This window comes from Chitinophaga sp. 05T412 (genome assembly GCF_056396465.1).
Genome location: NZ_JBFTLN010000003.1, coordinates 599734 through 622451 on the forward strand (window position 1 = coordinate 599734; position 22718 = coordinate 622451).

Sequence of the window (22718 nt, forward strand, 5' to 3'; positions counted from 1 at the left end):
CACAATAATGCGGGTCGGCTGCCTGTTTAAATTTTGCCGTTTTTACCTGAACCAACCGGCATAGTCCTGCACAAAAGCTTCCGCAGTGCGCGCCGGTTTCTGAAGAATATCCGACACGACAGTACTTACCGATGCGGCGGCTCCATTGCGCTGTACTTCTGTGTACGCCATAAACGTTTGCACCGCCCAGGGGGGTAATCCTTTCTGCTCCAGGCGTTGCCGGCCTTCTTCCAGCGTGAGTGGAATATACGTCACCGGTTCCGCTGCCAACGTACTCAGCATCGTTGCCAGTTGGGCATAATTGATGGCCTCCCCACCTGTAAGCATATACGTATTACCTGCGTGATCCACCGGCGCTTTCAAAATTGTACCCGCCACTTCTGCAATGTCTCTCACATCAATATATGCCCGCTTCCCATCGCCGGTAGCTTCTTCGATAGTACGTTGCGATTTCACCCGCTGAGAAAATTCCCCCAACCAATTTTGCATAAATCCCGTGGGTCGCAATATTGTCCACCGCATACCGGCCGCTTTCAGATGGTCTTCTACGGCGCCATGTGACGCTGCAATAGCAGAACGGTCGATGCTGCTACCCACTGCTGCAGAAGAGAGCTTCACGATGTGCGCGACTCCCGTTTCCGCTGCCACCTGGATGACCTGTTGCTGCTCTGTCACGAAATTAGCTCCCATACCCGATGACAGGAACACCGCGTTGCTATGATCCATCGTTTTGTATAAACTGGCTTTATCAAACATATCTGCGACTACCCACTCCACAAAAGGTAGCGTTACTGCCTTACTTTTATTACGTGTCACGGCAATAGCCGGGATGCCTTCCGCCGACAGAAAATTGAGCAATGCACTACCTATCTTTCCGGTAGCACCAAATACGGTGACATACTGATTGTTTTCCATTTTATTGATTTAATTTAGTAGGCCAAAGTTAGCCGCCTGCTGCCCCCACCGGTTAACGCAAAAGGAAGTTTCATCAACGCAAAAAGAAGTTTTATGCTCAACAGTTGCCAGACAGGTAGTACCGATTCCGCACCCGTACAGGAAAAGCAGGTCCGCCTTCACGACGGCACCGGATTTCAGATCCAACTGGAAGAATTATCCCTTCGGGAAATTGACTTCCGCTGGGGGAACTACCATAACCCTACCCCCAAAGTGATGACCTTCCAGCCCGCTAAAAAGGCCATTGTATCCCATTTCCGTATACAGGATGACACGCCGGCTGCTGCTGCCATACCTGAAAAACAGTTTGTGATATACCGGGAATCACCGGCGTCTTATGAATTGACCGTAGCAGCTACCCCTCACAAAAACCGTTTGTTTTTTGAGCTGATGCTGTCAGAAAATTTCTATCAGCAACTCTTCACGGAAGAAAGCCCTTTTATGCGGGGCTTCCTGCAAGATGCTACCTTTAATCAGCCCTCCCCTGCCTTCACCGCACMTATGTTGCCTGCTATGCAAAGCATCATTAACAACCTGCAACAGGCACCTTACCAGGGCCATCTGAAAGCGGTATACCTGGAAGCCAAAGCCATCGAGCTTTTTCTGCTGCAAGTGAAACAACTGGATGATATACATCTCCCGAAAAAAACCACCTTACCCAAAAAAGATATAGCCGGTTTGCACGACATCAAAGACTACATCACCCAACATTTTGATCAGCCGTTATCCCTGATGGAACTGGCGCGCAAAGCCGGTATTAACCAAATGAAACTTAAAACCGGTTTTAAGGAATTATTCAACACCACCGTATTTGGATACCTCAGCGATATCCGGATGCAGGAAGCCAAACGATTGCTACAAGAGGAGAAACTATATGTGAGCGAGGTGGCAGACAGGATTGGATATAAACATCCACATCATTTTACAGCCGCATTCAGAAAGAAGTTTGGACAGTTGCCGCGGGATATACGGAAATAAAAATAGTGGCTCGCCAATGGCAAACCACTATGCTCCTTACTGATAAATTATTTTGTAATCACTCCTTTCTTCAGCATATCGGCAATCACCGTTTTGCTGAAACTGGTGGCCAGCGCCGATGCATTGGAAGGATCAAATGTTTTGGCCTGCGCGGAATAGTCGAGGGTTTCGCCCTTTGCTGAATATAAGTTAGCCTCCAGCGTATAATCAACCGAAGTATTGTAATAGCCTGGCGTATACGTGCGGTTATAAATCACCCGGTAATAAGGATACCAATGACTACGCACCATCGCAAACGGGGTATAAGACATCCGTCCCGGTGAATAGTACCTTTCCTTGTTCTTATCCAATAAAGAAAGAATCATCACGCCATCGAAACCTTTATCACTGATCTGACTCACCGCCTCCGCTTCAGATAAATTCTCAAACGTTTTGGGGCCAAAGATACTGGTCGCTGTTGCTGCCGACATACCATTGGCGGTCAATTGCTGCGCCATTGCATTTTCAAGGTTCTCTCGGATATCGCGGTCCTTTGAACCCGCCATTCCTATGACCAATATCTTACTGAACTTTTGCGGCTGTAGACCAGGATCTTTCCAGGAGGAGATCAAATTGGTGGAAGTACATCCTGCAAACAAAATGGCGATCAGAAACAATAGTTGCATGCTTTTCATAAGAGATGCTTTTGATGAAATGGTTAATGGAAAACGTGGTGCAAGGTCTTCCAGCACGTTCGAGGGACGCATATTTATTTTGGTGTCCAGGAGGACAACAAGCACAGGAGGGATTTTGTTTATTTCAACTAAACAAAGAGGATTATTCTGCTCTTAAACTCTTAATAGGATTAACAATGGCTGCCTTTATCGATTCATAGCTAACCGTCATCCAGGCAATGCTCAAAGCGGCCGCAGATGCGCCCAAAAATACTAACCAACTAACGTGTATATGATAAGCAAAACCGGCGAGCCAATGGTTCACCGCCAACCAGGAAAGCGGCACAGCCATCACGATAGCAATGATAATGAGCCAGGTAATATTAATAGATAATAAATAAACCAGATTAAGCACAGATGCACCCAATACTTTGCGTACACCCACTTCTTTAGTCCGTTGTTCCGCCATGAAAGCGGATAAACCATATAAGCCAAGGCAAGATATAAAGATGCCCAGCATAGCAAAAAGATTAAAGATGCTGCCCATCTGTTGCTCTCCTTTATAGAGGTTCGCCATGTCCTGGTCCAGGAATTCAAATTTGAAGGGATAGGCCGGGTTGAGTGTTTTATTGATGGCCGCCAGCGTTTGTACGGTTTCATTGGTTTTGCCGGGCAAGGTTCTTATCACTGCAAAACCACCTATTTTATTATACAATAATACCAATGGTTCTATCGCCTGATGAATCGTTTTAAAGTTAAAGTCTTTCACAACACCTATAATCGTTCCCTTGTTACCCCACAGCGTTAATGGTTTACCTATGGCAGTATTGGTATTTAAGCCCATTAAACTTACCATTTTTTCATTCACCACATAATTGCCCGAATCTGTTTTAAATGCACTGGAAAAACTCCGGCCTGTTACCAGTTGCATCCTGAAGGTATGGATAAAGTCCTCATTGACGGCCATTACAGGGATCGCCATTTGCGCGCGAGGATCTTTGCCCTCCCATTCTACATCTAGCGTCCAGCCACCCGGGTTAGTAGGCAGGTCAGAGGTAATGGCAAAATCGCTGGTAAGTGAATGTTGTTTCAATTCATTTCTAAAAGCCTGCTGTTTGTCCCATATATCCCCCGTCATCTGCACATATAAGAGATTTGCTTTCTCAAAACCAGGGTTCCGGTTTTTGATAAATTGAAGTTGATTGTAAATAACAATGGTACCTACCAATAAAACAATAGAAACAGTAAATTGAATTACGACCAAGGCATTGCGAAATAATAAATTTCCCCCCATAGACTTTACATTTCCCTTCAGCACTTTAATAGGATTAAATCCAGAGAGAAATAAAGCAGGATAGCCGCCAGAGATTAAGCCGGTCAACACAGCAATCCCCACCAGGCCAAACCAAAATCCCGGACTTACTGCAGCAATGGCCAATTTCCGATCGGTGATTTCGTTAAACAGTGGCAGGCATAAAAGGGCTATTCCCAGCGCCAGCAACAGCGCAATAAAGGAAATCAACAAAGATTCGCTTAAAAACTGCAAGATTAGTTGTCCCCGTACGGCGCCTGCCACTTTACGCACGCCAATCTCCTTCGCTCTCCGGGCTGAACGTGCAGTTGCCAGATTCATAAAATTGATACAGGCAACCGCCAATATCAGCATCGCGATAATAAAAAAGGTATTTACATATTGTGCGTTACCATGTCCGGGTAAATCTCCTTGTCTTTCCGGCGCCAAATGAATACTGGGTAATGGCTGCAGCTGAAACGAAGCCTTTGTTCCGGGGCTATGCTGCGCAGCAATTTTGTCTATTTGCTTTTCCAGCTTCCATAAATTGGCAGTAGCAGGATCAAAGCTTTTATCCAGTAACACGTATCCGTAAAAAGCGTAGTTGCCCCAATTATCAGTTTTCAGGTCATCGTTCGTTCTGGCTAAGGCAGCCATTGGGAAAATAACGTCAAACTGTAAATCGGAATTAGCCGGAACATCAGCCAGCACACCCGTTACCACCACATTCTCTTTGTTATCTTTCCGGATTACCTTACCAACAGGATCTTCTTTTCCGAAATACTTAGCAGCCATTTCCTGGGTGATTAAAACGGCATCTACCTGGTTTAATGCGGTAGCATGATCTCCCCGCACCAGCGGGTAAGAAAACACATCAAGGAAAGCCGGGTCAGCATAAAACACACGTTTTTCTTCAAATTTTTTGTTGCCCGTTTCCAGCAAGGTAGTATTAAAGGTGGGGGCTAAACGCACTACATTCTTTATGGCCGATATTTCTGCTTTCAGTCCGCCGGGCATACCTGCCGCAGTTCCTGCACTCTTTGAATCACCAAAGTCGCTGGTGATACGATATATCTGCCCAGCATTTTCATGAAATTTATCATAGCTTAATTCATGCTGTACCCAGAGTAAAATAAGGATAGCCGACGCCAGCCCTATTGTTAGCCCTAATATATTTATAATGGAATAAGCTTTATCCTTGATGATATTCCTGTAAGCGAGTTTGAAATAAATTTTAAACATGCGCACCTGACATTTTGAGATGGACGATACTGATAATCAATCGGCTAAAATACGTGCCAGTAATATAATATACTGACAGTGGGCGTTTTACGAATTTTCGTGTTGGTGGATTGTTCAAAAACGTACAGCAGGTGTGCGGTTTTGTTGAAATTGTTGCCTCAGGTGATTTTGTAGGATTACATCTTAAGAAACACGACTAACAACCTTTCTTCAAAAAAAATAATCTACTGGGTCTGATTCACTTGTTGTTACTTCACCCTTTACAAGTTCTTTCAAATATTCTAAAACTTTTATAGTCCTACCAGCTCCAATATTAATTCCATCAAGCACAAAGGAGTTTTTTACGGCATCATAAAGTTTAGTCTTGTCCAGGTCTGTCTCAACTTCACTTAATATTTCTATAGTTTGATCCAGCAAGTTTATAAACAACAACGTTCTTTCATCATTCGTTAAAAACAAATCCAGTTCTAAATCCGCAAAGCCATAAAACTCTCCGGTTGCATTTTCTTTTATTAAATCTCTAAACTCAATTGCCCATGAAGGTAGTTCACATTCTGACATTTTAGCATACAGAAAAATAAGGGCTAAGTTTAAAATATTATCCTTTATCCAAAATCCGTTACCCTTAAAATTGATAAAACTACTCGCCATGTTTAATTATCTTTTATTGTTATCAATCTATTTGTAAGAAATCTTATAAACCTCAATTATCAATCTTAAGCCCTTCATACGTTACAACTTTTCCAATTATCTACGATAGCCAAGATAGCCATAGCTATCACCGTTACAACCACCCCAACTGCAACATTTCCCCCATCATCATCAAGGAGTACTTGCTTATATGAGCGTTTTCTTCGCATAAAGATCCACCTGATAAATGCACCGGGGATGGAGAAAAGAATGAGAACAATAGCTTCAAGTATTATTTCCAGGATGAACTGCATTGAAAAAATATTGGATTAATTCAAAATTCTTCATTAAAACTCCGTTGGCTTTCGATATATCGTTACTAAAATATGCATTAATAAATCTTCCATCTCCTGGTACAACATTTCAATACTTTCCAAATCMACTTCTTCTTCCTGTTCAAATTCAATTATTCTCTCATGAAGTATTTCACCGTATGATCTCATAATGGAAAAATCCAGCGCCCATTCCTGATCCGGCCGGTTAAGCGAAACCGTCAGCACCAGCCCATAATCCTCAGCAGCCCCATATCTCACCGCATCATCCTTGTACATTAAATCTATTACTTCTACGGTATACTGTACTCCCTCCTTACAATAATGATGCTCCTGTTTGATGTTAATACCGTCAATGCGTTTCTCTTGAAGCCTCCATTTAAGTCTAGTCGCCAGTTCATTAGCTCCAGACGCCAATTTATTATCTAACTCCGGCATATCAAATGTCTCTATTACAACTCCGATGTTTTGATAAAAGCCAGCCAACATGTCGACTAAATCTCCATCTTCGTGAGCATAATATTCATCGTCCAGTACATCCAAAATAAACATAGCAGGTGAATCCTTGCGAAAAAAGTGTAATTCTCCTACTATTAATTTTTGCATAAAAACATCCTGCGAATCATTGTCCACATTCACAATTGCTACAGCACGTTCCAGAAGTGCCGCCTTCTTCACGGCCCCTATGAGGTTCAATGATTCAATAGTCATATTGGCAAATATTCCATAACGATTTGCAAAATACTGATCAAATCCACCGTTCAACACCTGTGCTTCGAGTATGATTACCAGATAAGTCACCTTCTCGTGAACCGGTAAATTCATTACGTACTGATACCAATTATCATCTGCAAAATTGAACCATTCTTCTCTTAGGCCTTTTACGGCAGCAGCAAATATTTCATCAACTTTTCCTTTAGCATCCATATCATTACTATTATCTAATTCCAAATGCCCGGGTCTATTCTTTTTACAATACTATCAAGTAACGTCAACTGCGACGAAGTAAGGCTTTCCTTCTTTGTTTTCGCAACAAATCGATCAATTCTCTTTTTTGCGGTCTTTTTATCCACTGAAACCTCCATACTTAAAGCTAATATTAAATTGGTCTCCAACTTGCTGTTCTTATTCATATCACAAAACCACAATAAAAGGGGAGTCTTTCTATAAAAAATGTTTGCTGCAATACCATCCATCGCCTCTGCCACATACCCATCGCTTTGTCCAGAGATCGTATTCAGGATACCCAATGCAGCAGTATCATTATTGGTGATGACATAAGATTTTAATGAATCCAATACTTTTAGGACACAGGTATCTTGTCCATTTTTAAATAGATGACCAGACTTATCCTTTTCCAAAAGGCTGTAATAGCGTTTAGGCGACTTCGCTATTTCACAAATAGATTGCCCACACAGCAATACAGGTAGGCATATACAAATTAAAAAGAGAGAAAGTTTCATCGCAGATTTAGTTAGTATCCGACCAGCTATTGAAAATATTATCCAATATATCTTTCAAATCATCAAGACTAAGTCCCTATTTTCCTATAGGAAATTGGCGTCCCGGAAAAAAAATTTTGAATTCATTTATTCGCTTAAGTAATTGAATTTTATCAGATTCTTTCTTTTCAGGCGAAGGCTCATTCATAATAAAATTCTCTTCTTCAATATATTTCATAAAACTAAAAAACGTTGTCTGATTCTCACAAACATCATATTCAACGGGATCTTTGTATAGCCAAATAGTTTGATTAACTATGCATTTTTCCAGAAAGAATATTCTTCCTTTACCTTCTAATTTTCCACTTTTATCCAGCTTAGAATAGCTTAATACAAAAGGTTCGTTATTTTTAAATCCTAATCTTACAAACATTGTATCTTTAGTGAGAACAGGAGAATAAAAAGTATCAATCCAATCTGACTCTTTGAGGCCATCTATTGTAGATGAGCTATCTATGAATTTCATCAGACTTTCTACACTACTTAGAGAATGATTTAAAGAGCTTGTTGCAGCAGGTTTAGTATCGGATTGCAATGTATCCATGGGAGCTGCCACCGTCTTAACGGAATTGTTATTAGCGCAGCTTTGAATAATGAATGCAAGTAATAAAAATTGTATGTGCTTTATCATAAAAAAGGTTAGGGAGTATTCCGAAATATAAATTACCAAATCCGCACCTCGCCAATGATCTCCTCATTGTACCGTAATTGTATTTCCTTATTCGCCACTTTATACTTATCAAGATAATTAATATAGGCCATCAGAGAGTCTTTCGGTATTTGGGGTAATCTACCTTTCAACGCCACGTATCCCGAAACAAAATGTATATCGCCTTCACTCCACTTATCCAAAATGGCATAATCTACCTTATACCTCCTGGACACTAATGCCTCTAAATCAGGATCTCGGGAATAATACCCCTCCTGTACTGGTGTGTTTGTCAGGTCATACGATATCCACTTACCCTCCTCAATACCGTTCTTATAAAAAGAAGAATAGGAGATTCTTCCATTAGAATGAAAAACCTCCACCTTTCCGGTGAGTAAATGCCCTAAAGAATCGTAGCATCTGTTGTCTTTAATAGTGGTTTGGGGATTTTTTAAAACCCGTGTACAAGCACAAGAAAAGGTAAGCAATAAGGATAAAAAATAATACTTCATCGGTATCTTGATAATTAATAACTATATGCTTGAATATAGGAAATTTCACATTTTGATTCATCGCTTTCCCTAACTATGAACTCATAAAATGAATCAGGGAAACCTGGCATCCTGGGATTTTCCGGGCATAAGTCTTTTGGGCCCAATTATGCTCAATATTCGTATAAAAGCATTTAATTTCAGCTTTTTTTTCCGGGGAGTATCATTATCAATAGATGATAGCAAGGAAGAAGGAATACCAGTAACATTGGAAACGGGTTCGATTCCCACCATCTCCATACGCACCGGATTCATATAAAAACTCCCGAACGCTTTTACGCACTCCGGGAGCTTTCAGGGAGATCAGCACCTGAGAATAATCATCAACAATATTTTTATCTAATCAGGAAATACAGCTTCCAATATCTGTTCAAGTACCTAATACAACGGATTCTGCACCATCTTCGGGTCCGTCTGCGTTTCTATATACGGAATCGGCCACAAATAATCTCTTCCCGGATTAAACGTCCGCACTTCCACTATCCGCATATCCGCTCTATTCGCCACCTGGCTGTAATCCGCTATCCCATTGGCATCTATCGTCGGTGCACCGGCCAGCAGTCCTTTCGGCACCCGGCCGTACAATGGGCCTTTCATCACTTTCTCGGCAATCTTCCAACGACGGATATCAAACAAACGGAAACCTTCGTAAGCCAGTTCATACATGCGCTCCTTACGTACAGCAGAACGTAGCTCTGCCTGTGTAGCGGTGACAGGTATAGGCGGCATGTTTACACCAGGGCGTTGCCTTACGGCGTTGATCGCCTGAAATGCGGAAGCATCTAGCTCGCCGGCTTCCAGCTTTGCTTCGGTATAGGTGAGTAGTACTTCTGCATAGCGGATCAACGTGATGCTCATGGTCGACTGCCGCATGTTGTCTTTATCTTTTAAATCTATGTACTTACGCCAGCAGTAGCCGGTGAAAGATGCATAGGCATTCACGGCATCCTGGTTCACGATCCGCGTAGCCGGCGTGGTGTTATAATTCCAGCATTGGAGGCTGTCTTTATGCGTTTCAAACTGGTAGTTGAAAAATATAGAGCCGGGTAAGGCAATGGTGTAGCCAAGCCTGGGGTCGCGGTTATTGAAAGGATGCGCCGGATCATAGCGGGGCGATTTATCGATGGTGAGCCCATCTGTGCATTCGTAGCTATCGACGAGGGATTGCGAAGGCACTTTGTTGGAAGCGCCGCCGGCATTGCGGCAKAGGATAGGATAAGGCCCACCCCAGTTGATCACAGGTAACTGATATTGCAGGGCAAGAATTACTTCGGCAGAATTTTTATTATCATAGGAAAACAAGCGTGGGAAATTATCTTCCAGTTTATACACACTCAAATCCATCACTGCTTTGGCAGCATCAGCCGCTACTTTCCATTTTTCATTATACAAAGCTACTCTGGCTTTAATAGCCAGTGCAGCGCCTTTCGTAGCGCGACCAGCGTCTACAGCAGTATAAGTAGCCGGGAGAGCAGCAGCGGCGCTGTCTAATTCCTGGAAGATAAAATCGAGCACTACCTGCTTGTCACTACGTGGAATCTGCGCTGTTTCCAGTGTAAGCGTATGCGTTACTAACGGTACGCCACCGAATAAGGAAATAAGTTGCTGATACATGTAGGCGCGAACAAATTTTGCTTCGCCTATGCTGCGCCTGAACAAAGTAGCATCTGTGACAGATTTCACTTTATCCGCATTGTCGAGGATATAGTTACAGCGACCAATCACTTTATAAAAATCCGTCCACAACCCTTGTGTGTAGGTGTTGTTAGCGTCATGATTGCCGGTACCAATTTTTTGGAGATCGCTGGCATTGCGTTCGTAGCCGATGTCAGTAGCGGCATCCAGCATCAGGCTGATATTGGGCCCTTCCAGCTGTCCGGGATCGTAGTCGTCCATCGGCTTGTTCATGGCGCGATACAAGCCGTTGACCGCCAGCAACAGTTCATCCTGGTTCTTAAAATAAGCCGCATCAGAAGGACCGTTCAACGGGCTTTTATCGAGATAATCTTTATTGCAGGCTTGTGCTGCCAGCAGTGTGATCAGGAGTATATAAAGCAAATGATTTTTCATAACGATGGTTTTAGAAATTTACGTTAACACCAAAACTGTAGACTTTCATCACAGGATAGTTATCCGCCACGCCAACAGCGGTTTCCACATCATATCCCTTCCAGAATTTATCGGCGGTAAACAGGTTGGAGCCGTTTACAAAAACACGAAGACTATTCAGCTTCATCGATCTGGCCAGGTGACCGGGGAGCGTATATCCAATTTGCAGATTCTTCAAACGCAGGTAGGCAGCGCTTTTCATCCAGAAGCTGGAAATTTGTTGGTTGTTGGTACCCCCAAATACCAATCGCGGAAAAGCGGCATTTGTATGTTCCGGGGTCCAGTAATCTTTGAATCGTTCTTGTGCGGTGCCACCTACTGAACTCACATAAAACGGCATGATGCCGGCGCCATAAATCAGCCCATCTACTTTACCTACGCCTTGCAGAAACAAGCCGAGATCAAAGCCTTTCCAGGCGGCATTCAGGCTCACCCCGTAGGTATAACGGGGAACGGTGTTACCGAGGATCACTTTATCACTTTCATTGATGATGCCATCGCCATTCTGATCTTTGTATTTGATATCTCCTGGTGCAATGGTGCCAAATTGCGTGGCGTGTTTCGCTACTTCATCCGCATCCTGGAAGAAGCCTTCTGCCTGCAGGCCGAAGATGGCATTCACGGGATAGCCTTCTCTGCTCACGGTTACGGCCGATTGATTGATACCATGCATGTCTACCACTTTATTCTTAACATCTGATAGATTCACGCCGATGTTGTATTTAAAATCTTTGATGGCGCCATCGTAGTTGAGTCCCAGCTCCCAGCCTTTATTGCTCACTTTACCGGCGTTCTGATAAGGCGCCTTTAAACCCGTGATCAGCGGGATGTTCAGCAATAAGAGAATATCTTTTGTTTTGCTGCTATAATAATCTGCTGTTATAGAGAGATGGGAAAACAAGGTGATGTCCAATCCTACGTCCGTCATCCCGGTGGTTTCCCAGGTGATATTTTTATTCGCCAAAGCGTCCATAGCGGCGGCGTTAACGATTTGTCCGCCGATAGTATAAGAGCTGAGGTTCACTACCGTAGCCGATGGATACGTACCGATGTTTTGATTCCCCAATTTTCCCCAGGAGCCGCGGAGTTTCAGTTCATTCACTGTAGGCTTCAATGCCGCCATGAAGTCTTCCTCAGAAATACGCCAGCCGGCAGAGGCGGAGGGGAATACGCCCCACTTCCGTCCTTCGGCAAAACGGGAAGATCCGTCGTTACGCATATTCATTTCCAGCAGATACTTTTCTTTATAGTTATAATTTATCCTGCCGAAAAACGAACGCAGCGACCATTCAGATCCACCGCCTCCGTTCTTCATATTGCCTGCGCCACCGGCGTCCAGCACGGGGTAATCGGGTAATACGTAGTTATCGCGGGAAGCAGATAATACATCCTGGCGGTAGTTGTTCTGCTCCGCGCCTGCCAACACTTTTACATCATGCTTGCCCCAGGCTTTGTGAAAGGTGAGCGTACCGCGCATGTTGTTATAAAACTCCCGCTGACTGGTGACCTCCAATGAGCTGATCTGTGGATTTCTGTTCGCCAGTGTACCATCGGGGTGATAGGTCTGCAGCGCTTTTGAGAATCTGTTCGTGTAGGTTTGTATGTATTTAGGGGCGATATTAAACGAAGCAGTCAGCCATTCTACGGGCTGATAGTTAATGGTGGTATTAAGACTTCCCCAGGGAGCGCTTAATTTCTTTATTCCCCCTTCTTTGGCGGAAGCAGCGGGGTTGTTGCCCACCCATCCGTCGCCGCGGGTACCATTGGCGTTCACGGCCAGCTGATTGGGAGAAATGTTATTCATATAGGCGAAGATGGCATCTACGCCGGCGGAGGGCTCTGTGGTAACAGGACTGATATATTGCAGGTCAAACTGCATATTCAGTTTTTTAGAAAAGATGATATCGTTGTTGGCGCGAACGGTGAGGCGCTTAAACTCCGATTGTTTAATCAACCCCTTTTGATCGAAGTAACCTACCGACAGTAACATTTTCACTTTATCGGTACCGCCATTCACGGTTAAGAAATGACTTTGCTGAAAACCGGAACCGGTGAGCACAGCCTTTTGCCAGTCGGTGTTGGGCAGAGAATCGGAGCTGCCGTTGCCTTGCCGGCGGTATTTCTCCAACAGGGACTCTGCGTAGAGGGGAGTACGACCAGAATTTTTATAGGCTTCATTCGCCAATAACATATAGTCGAGCGCGTTAGTCAGGTCCGGCAGATTGGTAGCCCGTTGCCAGCCTACATAGTCGTTGTAGTTGATGGAAAGTTTGCTACTCTTCCCTCTCTTGGTGGTGACCAATATAACGCCATTGGCTGCACGCGAACCGTAGATAGAAGCAGAGGCAGCGTCTTTCAGTACCGTAACAGATGCAATCACATTAGGGTCAATGTTGTTGATAGATCCTTCTACCCCGTCTATCAGTATCAACGGATCGGGGTTCTTCAAGGTGCCCCAGCCGCGGATGCGGATGGAGCCGCCATCGCCGCCGGGTTTGCCATTCCCTTGCGTGATGGTCACGCCGGGCATGGTGCCTTGCAGGCCGGCGGAGGTTTGTCCTACCGGCCTGGCTGCCAGCATTTCGCCGGATACAGTAGCGACGGCGCCGGTGAGGTCTACTTTCTTCTGCGTGCTATAGCCCACTACCACTACTTCTACAAGCGATTTAGGTGTAGGGGATAAACGGATATGAAAAGTGGATTGCTCTTTTACCGGTTCCTGTATGGTCTGATAGCCGATGCTGCTGATCGTAAGTACGTCCTCATTGGTAATGTTGTTGATGGTAAAATGTCCGTTGACATCGGTTTGTACGCCTTTCGACGTAGATTTCACGCCAACGGATACACCGGGTAAGCCAGTGCCCGTGCTATCGGTGATAGTGCCCGTGATGGTTTTACCAGGTATATCTTTTCCGTTGCCGGGCGCGACTTTGGCGCCAACCGAGCTTTTTTTTATGACAACGGTATTGTATTTAATCACGTAGGTGAGTGGCAGATCTTTCAGGCAGATCTTCAATGCCTCGTCCAGTGATTTATTTTTAATCTCTACACTCAGCGGTGGCGCATTTTCCAACAGTTTTTCATCACAGATAAACTGATAGCCGGTTTGTTTGCTGAGCAGGTCGAATACTTTGTCCAACGGCATTTTACTGACCGATAACTTTACTGTTTGCGTTTGTGCGTTGACGTTAAACACGCCTGCCAGCAGCAAACAGCCCAGCAGCCATGTTTTGAGTAGTGCCGACATGCGACTCCTCCTTCCCTGAGAGCGGGAAATGGTAAGCAGTTCCATCATGATCTTTTGGTTGAGTTTTATAGATATTCAGGCAGGTGTTGAACGTGGAAACACCGCTGACAAATTATTATTTTATTTCGGCTGGCATTACTGTGATACGATTTCCGCTGGTGCTGAAATGCACCATGCCGGTTTGTTCCAGCAATTCCAGCAGCTGTGCAACATTTTCTTTGCGGGTCATGCTGCCGTACAATTTAATATCGGACAAGTTCCCTTTGTAAGTAATCTCTACATCATACCAGCGGGCAATTTGCCGCATGATCATCGGCACATCTGTTTTACGGAATCTGAATTCGCCGTTTTTCCAGGCCATTACATCGGATATATCAGGGCGACTGATACTAAACGCCGTACCTGCATCATCGAGGTGGGCCTGTTGTCCGGGCTGCATCCGGGTGGTAGCGTTGCCTTGCGATACACTTACCGCACCTTCCAGCAGGGTGGTTTTCACGCGGCCTTCATCAGGATAAGCCATCACGTTGAAGTGGGTGCCCAGTACTTTGATGGCCATGCCGTTGGTGTGCACCATAAAAGGCTGACCGGCATTTTGCGCTACTTCGAAATAAGCTTCACCAGTAAGACTCACCGTCCTGCTGTTGCCGGTAAATGCTACCGGGAATCGCAGCGAGGAAGCGGCATTCAGCCATACCTGGCTACCATCCGGCAATACTACCTGGTATTGTCCTCCTTTAGGTGTGCTGATGGTATTATATGATGGTGCCGCCGTGGCGGTACTGCTGCCGGCCGCATAGGCCAAACGGCCGTTGTTCAATTTTATGATACGGGTACTCCCCTGTTGCCCTAAAGCGCCATTTTGTGCGCTATCCAGCTCAATGATGCTGCCATCGGCCAGGGTGAGTATGGCTTTATCGCCTGCCGGAAGTATAGCCGGCAACTGATGATCTGCGATGACTGTTTTAACGGTAGTACTCCGGTACCACCAGAAACCCACACCCACTATCAACAGGAACATAGCTGCCGCAGCCAGTTTATACAGTATAGGTATTACGGGAGATGTGGAAGCAGCGGTGGCTAATTCCGCACCCGATTCTTTCCCCATGGCCTCACGTATAGCCGATACCGTTATTACTTCGTTGAAAGCCTGTTGCAGATCCTTCCGGGGAGTAGCGGTATAGCGATCTTCCGCCAGGATAGCTGCAATCATATCACTCAGCGCGGATTCATGGTCAACGTTCTGCACCTGTGCCTGTAAACATTGTAACTCTTCCGGGGTGATGTGATCGCCCAGATATTTTTCCAACAATGTTTTTAATTCCTCATTTGACATAAAACCGGATGACAGATCAGCACACTCTCATGAAGGGCTGCTATAATAAAGACGAAAAAAAGAGGCGACCGAATCCTTGCCCCGACAAACTTTTCACTTTCCTAACCACAGTAGTAAGAGCAACCCGGTAAGATGACCGGCTTTCGCCGACAGGTGTTTCCGGATCGCTGCAATAGAGCGGGCAATATAGTTCTTGGAAGTAACGCGTGAGATATTCATCTCCCGCGCAATTTCATCATGCGACATGCCCTGGAAGCGGCTCAACCGGAACGCCAGCTGCATTTGCGTTGGCAACCGGTCGATCGCTGCATTCAACTGTATTTCTACATCCTTGAATTCCAGTTTATCCTGCGCGGAAGGAAGATCTGACGGCAGATACACATCCTGGCCGTTTTCCGGTACGGTAAGTAATACCCGCTTCCGGAATTCATCCAGGATCATATTTTTGGACATGGTATATAAAAAAGCATCAAAGCGGTTGACGGCAGTCAGGCGTTCCCGGCTCATCCACACCTTGATAAATATTTCCTGAGTAAGATCTTCCGCTTTGGCCGCCGACTTTACAAACTGCAGGGTGTTGGCGTACATCTTCTCCCAATAACGGTCAAATAATAGCCGGAAGGCCTGTTGGTCTCCCGCAGCCACGCGCTGCAACAGCTCTCTTTCATTATGTAAGCTATCTTTCAGCAAGGAAGGTCATGGAATTTATTACAAAATAATCATTTTGTGGAATTACATCAGTTTATACCCGCTATTGTTAAAGACGGAAAAAAATTGCGCCCGAATCCTTCAGACGCATTATTTTTTTTAACGGGGGATAAATAGCACGGCATCGGCCACCAGCACGCCCCCGGTTTGATGGTTCGCTATTTCCACATAGGCACTGCTACCAGCCGGCAAATCATAACTGCCCAAATTCACCCATTCTCCGGAAGTTTGTCCCAATACCTTCACGGTAGCCGCAGTCACCTTTTTCTCCGTCACCTGCTTACCGTCGTTTACTTTTACCTGCATATTGCCATCCATTCCCGGCAACCGCGGTACGTACGTATACACGTCATATTTACCTGCTTTCTTCACTTCTGGTGTAAAGCGCACCGATTTGGCTACCGCTCCCTTGCTCTCGTCTGTCAGGAAAGTGGCGCCATATCCCCCATGGATCAGCGTTTTCCAGTCGCCCGTAATGGTCACATGGGCGGCATCATTATCATCTACCAAAATCTCCGGGGTACTATTATTCGCTAACGGATCTTCCGTCAACAACTGCTGTACTTTCTTTACATCGGCTTCCTGCACAGCGCGATTCTCATCAATCGCTACTGCCGCCGCGGTGGCTGCCGATTGCCCCAGTACCATAAATACCGGTTCCATCCGGATAGAGCCATAGGCAATGTGCGAGGCCGATAAACACACGGGCACCAATACATTTTTTGCATCGCCGGATTTAGGGATGATAGCACGATAGGCAATAGGATAAGGACTCAGGTTACCAATTTCCACGTCGCCTTCATTTTTCACCATACCGTTTACGACTATACGCTGACAGTTATGGGAATCCATTCCATAAGCCGCCATACCTACGCCATCAGTTACTTTCTCGCGGCCTTCGCAGTTGGCTTGCGTCATTACATAGTCGCCAATCATACGCCTTACTTCCCGTACATACATTTGGGGCGACCAATGTCCATTGTCTTTGTATTCGTCTTTCGGATAGCCCCAGGTGAGCATTTCTTCCCGCAGGTGCGCAGGCACGCGCTGATCATGACCAATAAAATACAACAGCCCTTTCGTATATACTTCGTGGTCGTGGATAATTTTCCGCCGCGTGGCGTAGTCCGCCTCAGGGTAGTTGTAATTCATCCCGATCATATCAGTGGAGAAAGCACCTTTGTTGTTGATATCCGTTTTGCCGTTGGGCATCAGGTCCAGCTTCAGCATGGGCGCCAGGCTTTTAGGGCGGGTATTTTCCAGCAGGCGGATTAATAATTCATATTTAGCCGGATCATATCCTTCCGGAGCGGTAATCGGGATGCGGTTGCTGGCTTGATTACTCAGGCAGATCCTGAAGTTATAGGCCTGCACAAATTTATCGCCGGAGCCATGATCTGCGAGGGTACCACTGCTGATACCCCAGAGCAGGCCGCTTTCCGGCTTACCGGGAATTTTGTAGGGATCAATACCATCGGGAAACTGGTGCATATCCCGGACCTGTACACCGTTATAGGTTTCATTATACTGGCTGTTGGCTTCCCTGCCAACGGTATAGGGAATACCGGCTTTGGCCATCAGATCGCCTTCGTAGGAGCAGTCGATGAACATTTTGGCTTTCACCACACGGGTATCAGCGCCTTTAATTTCGATTTGCCGGATATATCCATTTTCTTTTTGTGCACTGCTGATGTTATACTCATACAGCACGGGGACTTTGGCGCTAGTGATGTATTGCTGGAGAATATTTTCGGCCACGCCGGGCTCAAAAATCCATTGCTCCAATTGGCCGTAGTGCTGGCCGATGCGGCGATAGAAGTCGCGCGATAGCCCTGTGATGGCATACTTATTACCGATGTCCGTATATCCCAGTCCCCCGGAAGTGAGTCCACCTAAATGCTTATCGGGCGATACCAGTATCACAGATTTATGTAATTGTTTGGCCGTATAGGCGGCAATCACTCCTGCGGAGGTACCTCCATATACGCAGATATCCACTTCTACCGGAGCGGCGGCATATACCATGGAACCAGTGGTTAACAGGCCACAAATGCCCAGCAGCCTCCATTTCAGGGAGGAAAAGATCTTGGTGCTTGTTTTCATACGCAGAACGACCATTTGGAAGGCCTTATGTAGTAAAGACGAAAAAAATAGCGGGTGGAATTCGTGCGTGTAAAAATAAATTTTGTCGGGGGAGATATCAGGCGCTGCAAATTATGCGGTGTTAAGTATCTTTGTGCCCTTCAATGATTCGCAGATACCGCAACAAATAACTAAAAGATTTTAATATGACAGCAACATCTGTATTGCTAGACGGGAAAGGTTTATCCAAAGAAATGGAAGCTGCTTTAAGCGTAAGGGTAGCGAAAGTGATTGCCCAAACAGGCGTAGTACCGGTACTGGCAACGATCCTGGTAGGTAATGATCCTTCCTCCGAAGTATATGTAAAAATGAAAGGCAATGCCTGTGAGCGTGTAGGTATGAAATCCCTGCGGGTACATTTACCGGAAGAAACCACTACCGAACAGCTGCTGGCTGAAATTGAGAAATTAAATAACGACGATCAGATTTGCGGTATCCTGTTGCAGCACCCGGTTCCTCACCAGATCGATGAAAGGGCTTGTTTCGATAAAATTGCCATCCATAAGGATGTTGACGGCGTTACCTGCTTAGGATTTGGCCGTATGTCGATGAATGAACCTGCTTATGGCAGCGCTACTCCGGCTGGTATCATGGAGCTGTTGAAACATTACAAACTGCCTATCGCCGGCAAACATGCGGTGGTAGTAGGTCGTAGCCCTATTCTCGGTAAGCCCGTAGCCATGATGCTGCTGAATGAAAATGCGACCGTTACCATCTGCCACTCCAAAACCAACAATTTACCGGAGCTGATTAAACAGGCGGATATCGTTGTGGGTGCGGTAGGCAGACCAGAATTCATCAAAGCAGAATGGATTAAAGATGGCGCTATTGTAGTAGATGCCGGTTATCATAAAGGTGGACTCGGCGATATTGAAATCAATAAAGTGAAAGATCGTGCCGCTGCTTACACCCCGGTACCTGGTGGCGTTGGCCCAATGACCATTGCTACCTTGATCGCGCAGACAGTAGCATCTGCTGAAAAGAAAATTATTGCTTAAAATAATGGAAGCGGAAAGCATAAAGCGGAAAGCATAAAGCTATTGTAGCGAATGATTATTGCGGACATCTATTCGCTTCATCACTCGCTACAATAGCTTTATGCTTTCCGCTTTATGCTTTCTGCTTTTCTCCTTTGTCGCTTTCTGCCCGCTATATTGGCGTATTAACCCCCGGTCTAAATCAGGATATCCGTTTAAGTTTGCAACAGATAAAACATTCTGCTATGAGAACAGCCCTTATCAACGATATCGACCACACTGGCAACACGTTACTCCGTTTGTTGTCCTCTTTAAGTACGGAACAATTAAATACGCGCCCTTTTGAAGGCAGCTGGACAGCCGGACAGGTAGCAGAGCATATCTGGAAAGCGGGCGACTGTAGCCTGCTCTATGGTCCCACTCAACCGGCTGACCGCATGCCGGATGAAAAAGTAGATGCTATCAAAGCCATGTTTCTGAACTTCAGCATTAAGATGCAATCGCCTGAAATGATACAGCCGGGAAATGGCCCTCATACACAAGAAGAAGTACTTCAGCAGATCCACCAGATATGGGAAAAGCTGACCAGTGCTGCGAATACACTCGATTTAAATGACGAGTGCACTGCCTTTGAAGTGCCTGGATTTGGCCCGTTTACACGGTATGAGTGGATTCAGTTTGTTAATATTCATACACAACGACATATACATCAGCTGCAAAATATACAGTCGCATTTGTTGAAGGCAGAAAGCGGAAAGCTGAAAGCATAAAGCTATTGTAGCGGGTGGATCAGAGCGAATATTAAATCCGCTATAATCATCCTCCACGATAGCTTTATGCTTTCTGCTTTCTGCCTTCCGCTATTTAAAATTAATTCCCAGTCCTACCTGCGCCTGCTGCGTTTTCCATGTATAACGATCATCTACGTTATTTACATTGGACAATCCATATACATACCGCGCATACACGTGTAAAATATCAAACGTAAAAGTGGCGCCGGCAGCTATTCCCAGGTCGCTGCGCTTAAAAGCCGACTGGTTATAGGTGAGCAGGTTTTCATTTGCATAAAACAGGTAGCTGTATTCGGGACCTGCATTAATGGTGATCTTTTTATTGATGTTATAGCGCAACAGCACCGGCAGCGTGAGGTAGCTCAGTTTAATATTTTTATTGGCCTGGTCGTTACTGTTGTGAATATAACGTTCGCTGAAATCATCATCACGTTTGGGGCTTGCCTGTGAAAACAACAGCTCCGGCTGTATTCCCCATTTCGTGGTAAAATCATAGGTAGCAAAAAAGCCGATTCTGCCACCGGGTGTATAATTCGATTTAATACCTTGCCCATCCAGCTTAAACATGTTAAAATCAGCTTTAAGGCCATAATGCAATTGCTGTGCGTTGACAACCGCAACCATCGCGCATAGAATAGTGACAGCGAATAATCGTTTTTTCATAGTGATCAATTTGCCGGTAAAGAAACGAATTGATCACATGGGTATTGCAGCGCCAAAGCCACTAATAGATGATCCTCCTGTTTTTCACTATCATGTACGGAAATTCCTCGGCCAATCAAACGGGATTAAAGCTGCAGATTTACTTTTTGCCCGGTTTTTACCGCCTTGTAAATGCCGTCGATGATCTTTAAATCCTTCAGCGCCTCTTCTCCATTGACAGGAACGATGGGTTGTTTGCCTTCCAGCAGGATGCCTGCCATTTCTTCCATCTGTACTGTTTGATGGGTTACATGCGGTTGTGTTAACTCCCCTTTACTGGTACGCCCTTTAATAGGCCCGTAACCGGTAGATGGCCATAACTCGGCGAAACCTTTCTCTCCGTTCAGGAAGAAGCGGTCCAGGTTATTCATGTTATAGGTGGACAGGCAAGAAGCCACCGCTCCACTGGGAAAGCCCAACTGGAACTGGATAGTTTCATCTACGCCGGGTTTGAACTTCACGGGGTCCGTTTTGGTTTCCTGCGCGGTTACCCATACCGGCTCTTCCCCTACCATATAACGGGCGCCGTTAATGGCATAAATGCCGATGTCCATCATAGAACCACCACCGGCCAGTTGTTTGTTCAGCCGCCACTGGGTAGGGTCGCCGATGCGGAAACCACATTGTCCCTGGAAAAATAGCATCTTCCCCAATTCGCCGTTATTTCTCATGCGGATAATTTCCAGCGTTTTAGGTTCAAAGTGCATCCGATATCCGACCAGCAGTTGTACCCCGGCCTTTTTGCAGGCGTCGATCATTTCCTGTGCCTCCTTTGCATTCACTGCCATGGGCTTCTCACAAATTACCTGCTTACCGGCAGCGGCTACACGTATTACCTGGTCGTGGTGCAGTGCATTGGGCGTGGTAATATATACCACGTCAATGTCGGGGTTGTTTTTGATCTGGTCGAAGTTGTCGTAGTTATAACAGTTTTTTTCAGGGATACCGAAACGGCTCTGCCAGTCTTTTATCTTAGATGGCGTGCCACTGATCACTCCGGTGAGCTTTGCTTTTACACAAGCTTTCATGGCTTCCGCCACCCGGTTGCCATAGCTCCCCAATCCCATAATGGCCACTTTTAACACGGGGCCATCATAACGGTTTACGCGGGCAGCCCAGCCGGCCAGCGGCATCAACGGCATAACAATAGCGGAGGCGGCAATTTTTTGCAGGAAATCGCGACGTGAATTCATAACGGGAATTTTTTTGGCTTTCAGATAGAGAATAATAATACAAAAAAAAATTGTCTGGAGGGGCAGGATTAAAGGGATGATATTGATTTCTTTTGGTGATGATAAAAGATGAGGGGAGATAGCAGCTGTTCGCTGCTATCTCCCCTCATCAAAAAATGAAAATCAGTTTAATCTTGCCTACAGGCAAAATCCGCTACTGTTTTACATCATACAGGACCACAAATTCCACTCTCCTGTTCTTTGCCTTACCTGCTTCGGTATCATTGGTAGCAATAGGATCGCGATCAGACAAGCCCCAGGTAAACATGCGGTCGTTGCTCACATTAAAACTGCTCAGCAATTGCTTAGCGCCGGCCGCGCGTCTTTCTGATAAATCACGGTTATAACTGGCGGCGCCGGTATTATCCGTATGGCCGGTGATCAGGATCTTTGTTTTATTATACTTGTTCAGTATTTCCGCGAAATGACCAAAAGTAGGCTTCACACTTTCATTCACCTGGTCAGAGGCGGTAGCAAAAAGCACATTATTGGGGAAAATCACTTTAACGCTGTCTTTGATAATGCTTACTTCCGCTTCATTCAACACATTCTTCAGTTCTATATATTGCTTATTCATATATACCTGCGGGCTGCTGCTTTTCTTTGAAGCGGCGCAGGAAGCCATTAATACAACGGCCATCAGAGCCAGCAAACAATAGCGTGAGGTCAATAACATACTTTTCATGATCAGA

At 45.4% G+C, this 22718-nt stretch carries 19 protein-coding genes; 3 read left to right on the top strand and 16 right to left on the bottom strand.

Annotated features, from left to right (window positions below; translation table 11 throughout):
- Positions 1-42: 42 nt before the first annotated feature.
- Positions 43-915, bottom strand: coding sequence for an NAD(P)H-binding protein (locus AC1DFM_RS09700; protein ID WP_477076514.1), 873 nt, complete (start codon positions 913-915; stop codon positions 43-45).
- A gap of 93 nt (positions 916-1008) precedes the next feature.
- Between AC1DFM_RS09700 and AC1DFM_RS09705 the strand changes: the two genes are divergently transcribed.
- Positions 1009-1932, top strand: a complete 924-nt coding sequence (locus AC1DFM_RS09705) for a helix-turn-helix transcriptional regulator (protein ID WP_477076515.1) — start codon at positions 1009-1011, stop codon at positions 1930-1932.
- Positions 1933-1979: 47 nt separating this feature from the next.
- Here the strand turns inward: AC1DFM_RS09705 and AC1DFM_RS09710 are convergent, their stop codons facing one another.
- From AC1DFM_RS09710 to AC1DFM_RS09765, 12 genes are all read right to left on the bottom strand, one after another.
- The gene (locus AC1DFM_RS09710; protein WP_477076516.1) at positions 1980-2711 is read right to left on the bottom strand and encodes a hypothetical protein; all 732 of its coding nucleotides are present in this window, start codon (positions 2709-2711) and stop codon (positions 1980-1982) included.
- Positions 2712-2748: 37 nt separating this feature from the next.
- On the bottom strand, positions 2749-5118 hold the full coding sequence (locus tag AC1DFM_RS09715) for an ABC transporter permease (RefSeq protein WP_477076517.1): 2370 nt from the start codon (positions 5116-5118) through the stop codon (positions 2749-2751).
- 210 nt (positions 5119-5328) lie between these two features.
- On the bottom strand, positions 5329-5769 hold the full coding sequence (locus AC1DFM_RS09720; protein WP_477076518.1) for a hypothetical protein: 441 nt from the start codon (positions 5767-5769) through the stop codon (positions 5329-5331).
- Positions 5770-6095: 326 nt separating this feature from the next.
- Positions 6096-7007: a DMP19 family protein gene (locus AC1DFM_RS09725; RefSeq protein WP_477076519.1), complete on the bottom strand. Its 912-nt coding sequence runs from the start codon at positions 7005-7007 to the stop codon at positions 6096-6098.
- A 14-nt stretch (positions 7008-7021) separates the two neighbouring features.
- The gene (locus tag AC1DFM_RS09730; protein WP_477076520.1) at positions 7022-7543 is read right to left on the bottom strand and encodes a hypothetical protein; all 522 of its coding nucleotides are present in this window, start codon (positions 7541-7543) and stop codon (positions 7022-7024) included.
- Positions 7544-7619: 76 nt separating this feature from the next.
- A complete protein-coding gene (locus AC1DFM_RS09735; RefSeq protein WP_477076521.1) occupies positions 7620-8213 on the bottom strand; it encodes a hypothetical protein in 594 nt (197 codons plus the stop codon).
- 32 nt (positions 8214-8245) lie between these two features.
- Positions 8246-8743 (bottom strand): hypothetical protein, encoded by a 498-nt coding sequence (locus tag AC1DFM_RS09740; protein WP_477076522.1) that lies wholly within the window; start codon positions 8741-8743, stop codon positions 8246-8248.
- 417 nt (positions 8744-9160) lie between these two features.
- Entirely contained in the window at positions 9161-10852 is a 1692-nt protein-coding gene (locus tag AC1DFM_RS09745) for a RagB/SusD family nutrient uptake outer membrane protein (RefSeq protein WP_477076523.1), read from the bottom strand.
- A gap of 10 nt (positions 10853-10862) precedes the next feature.
- On the bottom strand, positions 10863-14186 hold the full coding sequence (locus AC1DFM_RS09750; RefSeq protein WP_477076524.1) for a TonB-dependent receptor: 3324 nt from the start codon (positions 14184-14186) through the stop codon (positions 10863-10865).
- Positions 14187-14253: 67 nt separating this feature from the next.
- A complete protein-coding gene (locus tag AC1DFM_RS09755; RefSeq protein ID WP_477076525.1) occupies positions 14254-15474 on the bottom strand; it encodes a FecR family protein in 1221 nt (406 codons plus the stop codon).
- Positions 15475-15567: 93 nt separating this feature from the next.
- Entirely contained in the window at positions 15568-16164 is a 597-nt protein-coding gene (locus tag AC1DFM_RS09760) for an RNA polymerase sigma factor (RefSeq protein ID WP_477076526.1), read from the bottom strand.
- A 117-nt stretch (positions 16165-16281) separates the two neighbouring features.
- The gene (locus AC1DFM_RS09765; RefSeq protein ID WP_477076527.1) at positions 16282-18285 is read right to left on the bottom strand and encodes an FAD-dependent oxidoreductase; all 2004 of its coding nucleotides are present in this window, start codon (positions 18283-18285) and stop codon (positions 16282-16284) included.
- A gap of 185 nt (positions 18286-18470) precedes the next feature.
- On the opposite strand from AC1DFM_RS09765, the gene folD reads away from it, so the two are divergent.
- On the top strand, positions 18471-19322 hold the full coding sequence (gene folD / locus AC1DFM_RS09770; RefSeq protein WP_477076528.1) for a bifunctional methylenetetrahydrofolate dehydrogenase/methenyltetrahydrofolate cyclohydrolase FolD: 852 nt from the start codon (positions 18471-18473) through the stop codon (positions 19320-19322).
- A gap of 224 nt (positions 19323-19546) precedes the next feature.
- Positions 19547-20071: a DinB family protein gene (locus AC1DFM_RS09775; RefSeq protein ID WP_477076529.1), complete on the top strand. Its 525-nt coding sequence runs from the start codon at positions 19547-19549 to the stop codon at positions 20069-20071.
- Positions 20072-20161: 90 nt separating this feature from the next.
- On the opposite strand, the gene AC1DFM_RS09780 is transcribed toward AC1DFM_RS09775, so the two are convergent.
- The 3 genes from AC1DFM_RS09780 to AC1DFM_RS09790 form a co-directional block, all read right to left on the bottom strand.
- Positions 20162-20755 (bottom strand): porin family protein, encoded by a 594-nt coding sequence (locus tag AC1DFM_RS09780; RefSeq protein WP_477076530.1) that lies wholly within the window; start codon positions 20753-20755, stop codon positions 20162-20164.
- A 125-nt stretch (positions 20756-20880) separates the two neighbouring features.
- Positions 20881-21987, bottom strand: coding sequence for a Gfo/Idh/MocA family protein (locus tag AC1DFM_RS09785; RefSeq protein ID WP_477076531.1), 1107 nt, complete (start codon positions 21985-21987; stop codon positions 20881-20883).
- A gap of 193 nt (positions 21988-22180) precedes the next feature.
- The gene (locus tag AC1DFM_RS09790) at positions 22181-22711 is read right to left on the bottom strand and encodes an OmpA family protein (protein WP_477076532.1); all 531 of its coding nucleotides are present in this window, start codon (positions 22709-22711) and stop codon (positions 22181-22183) included.
- Between the last annotated feature and the right edge of the window lie 7 nt (positions 22712-22718).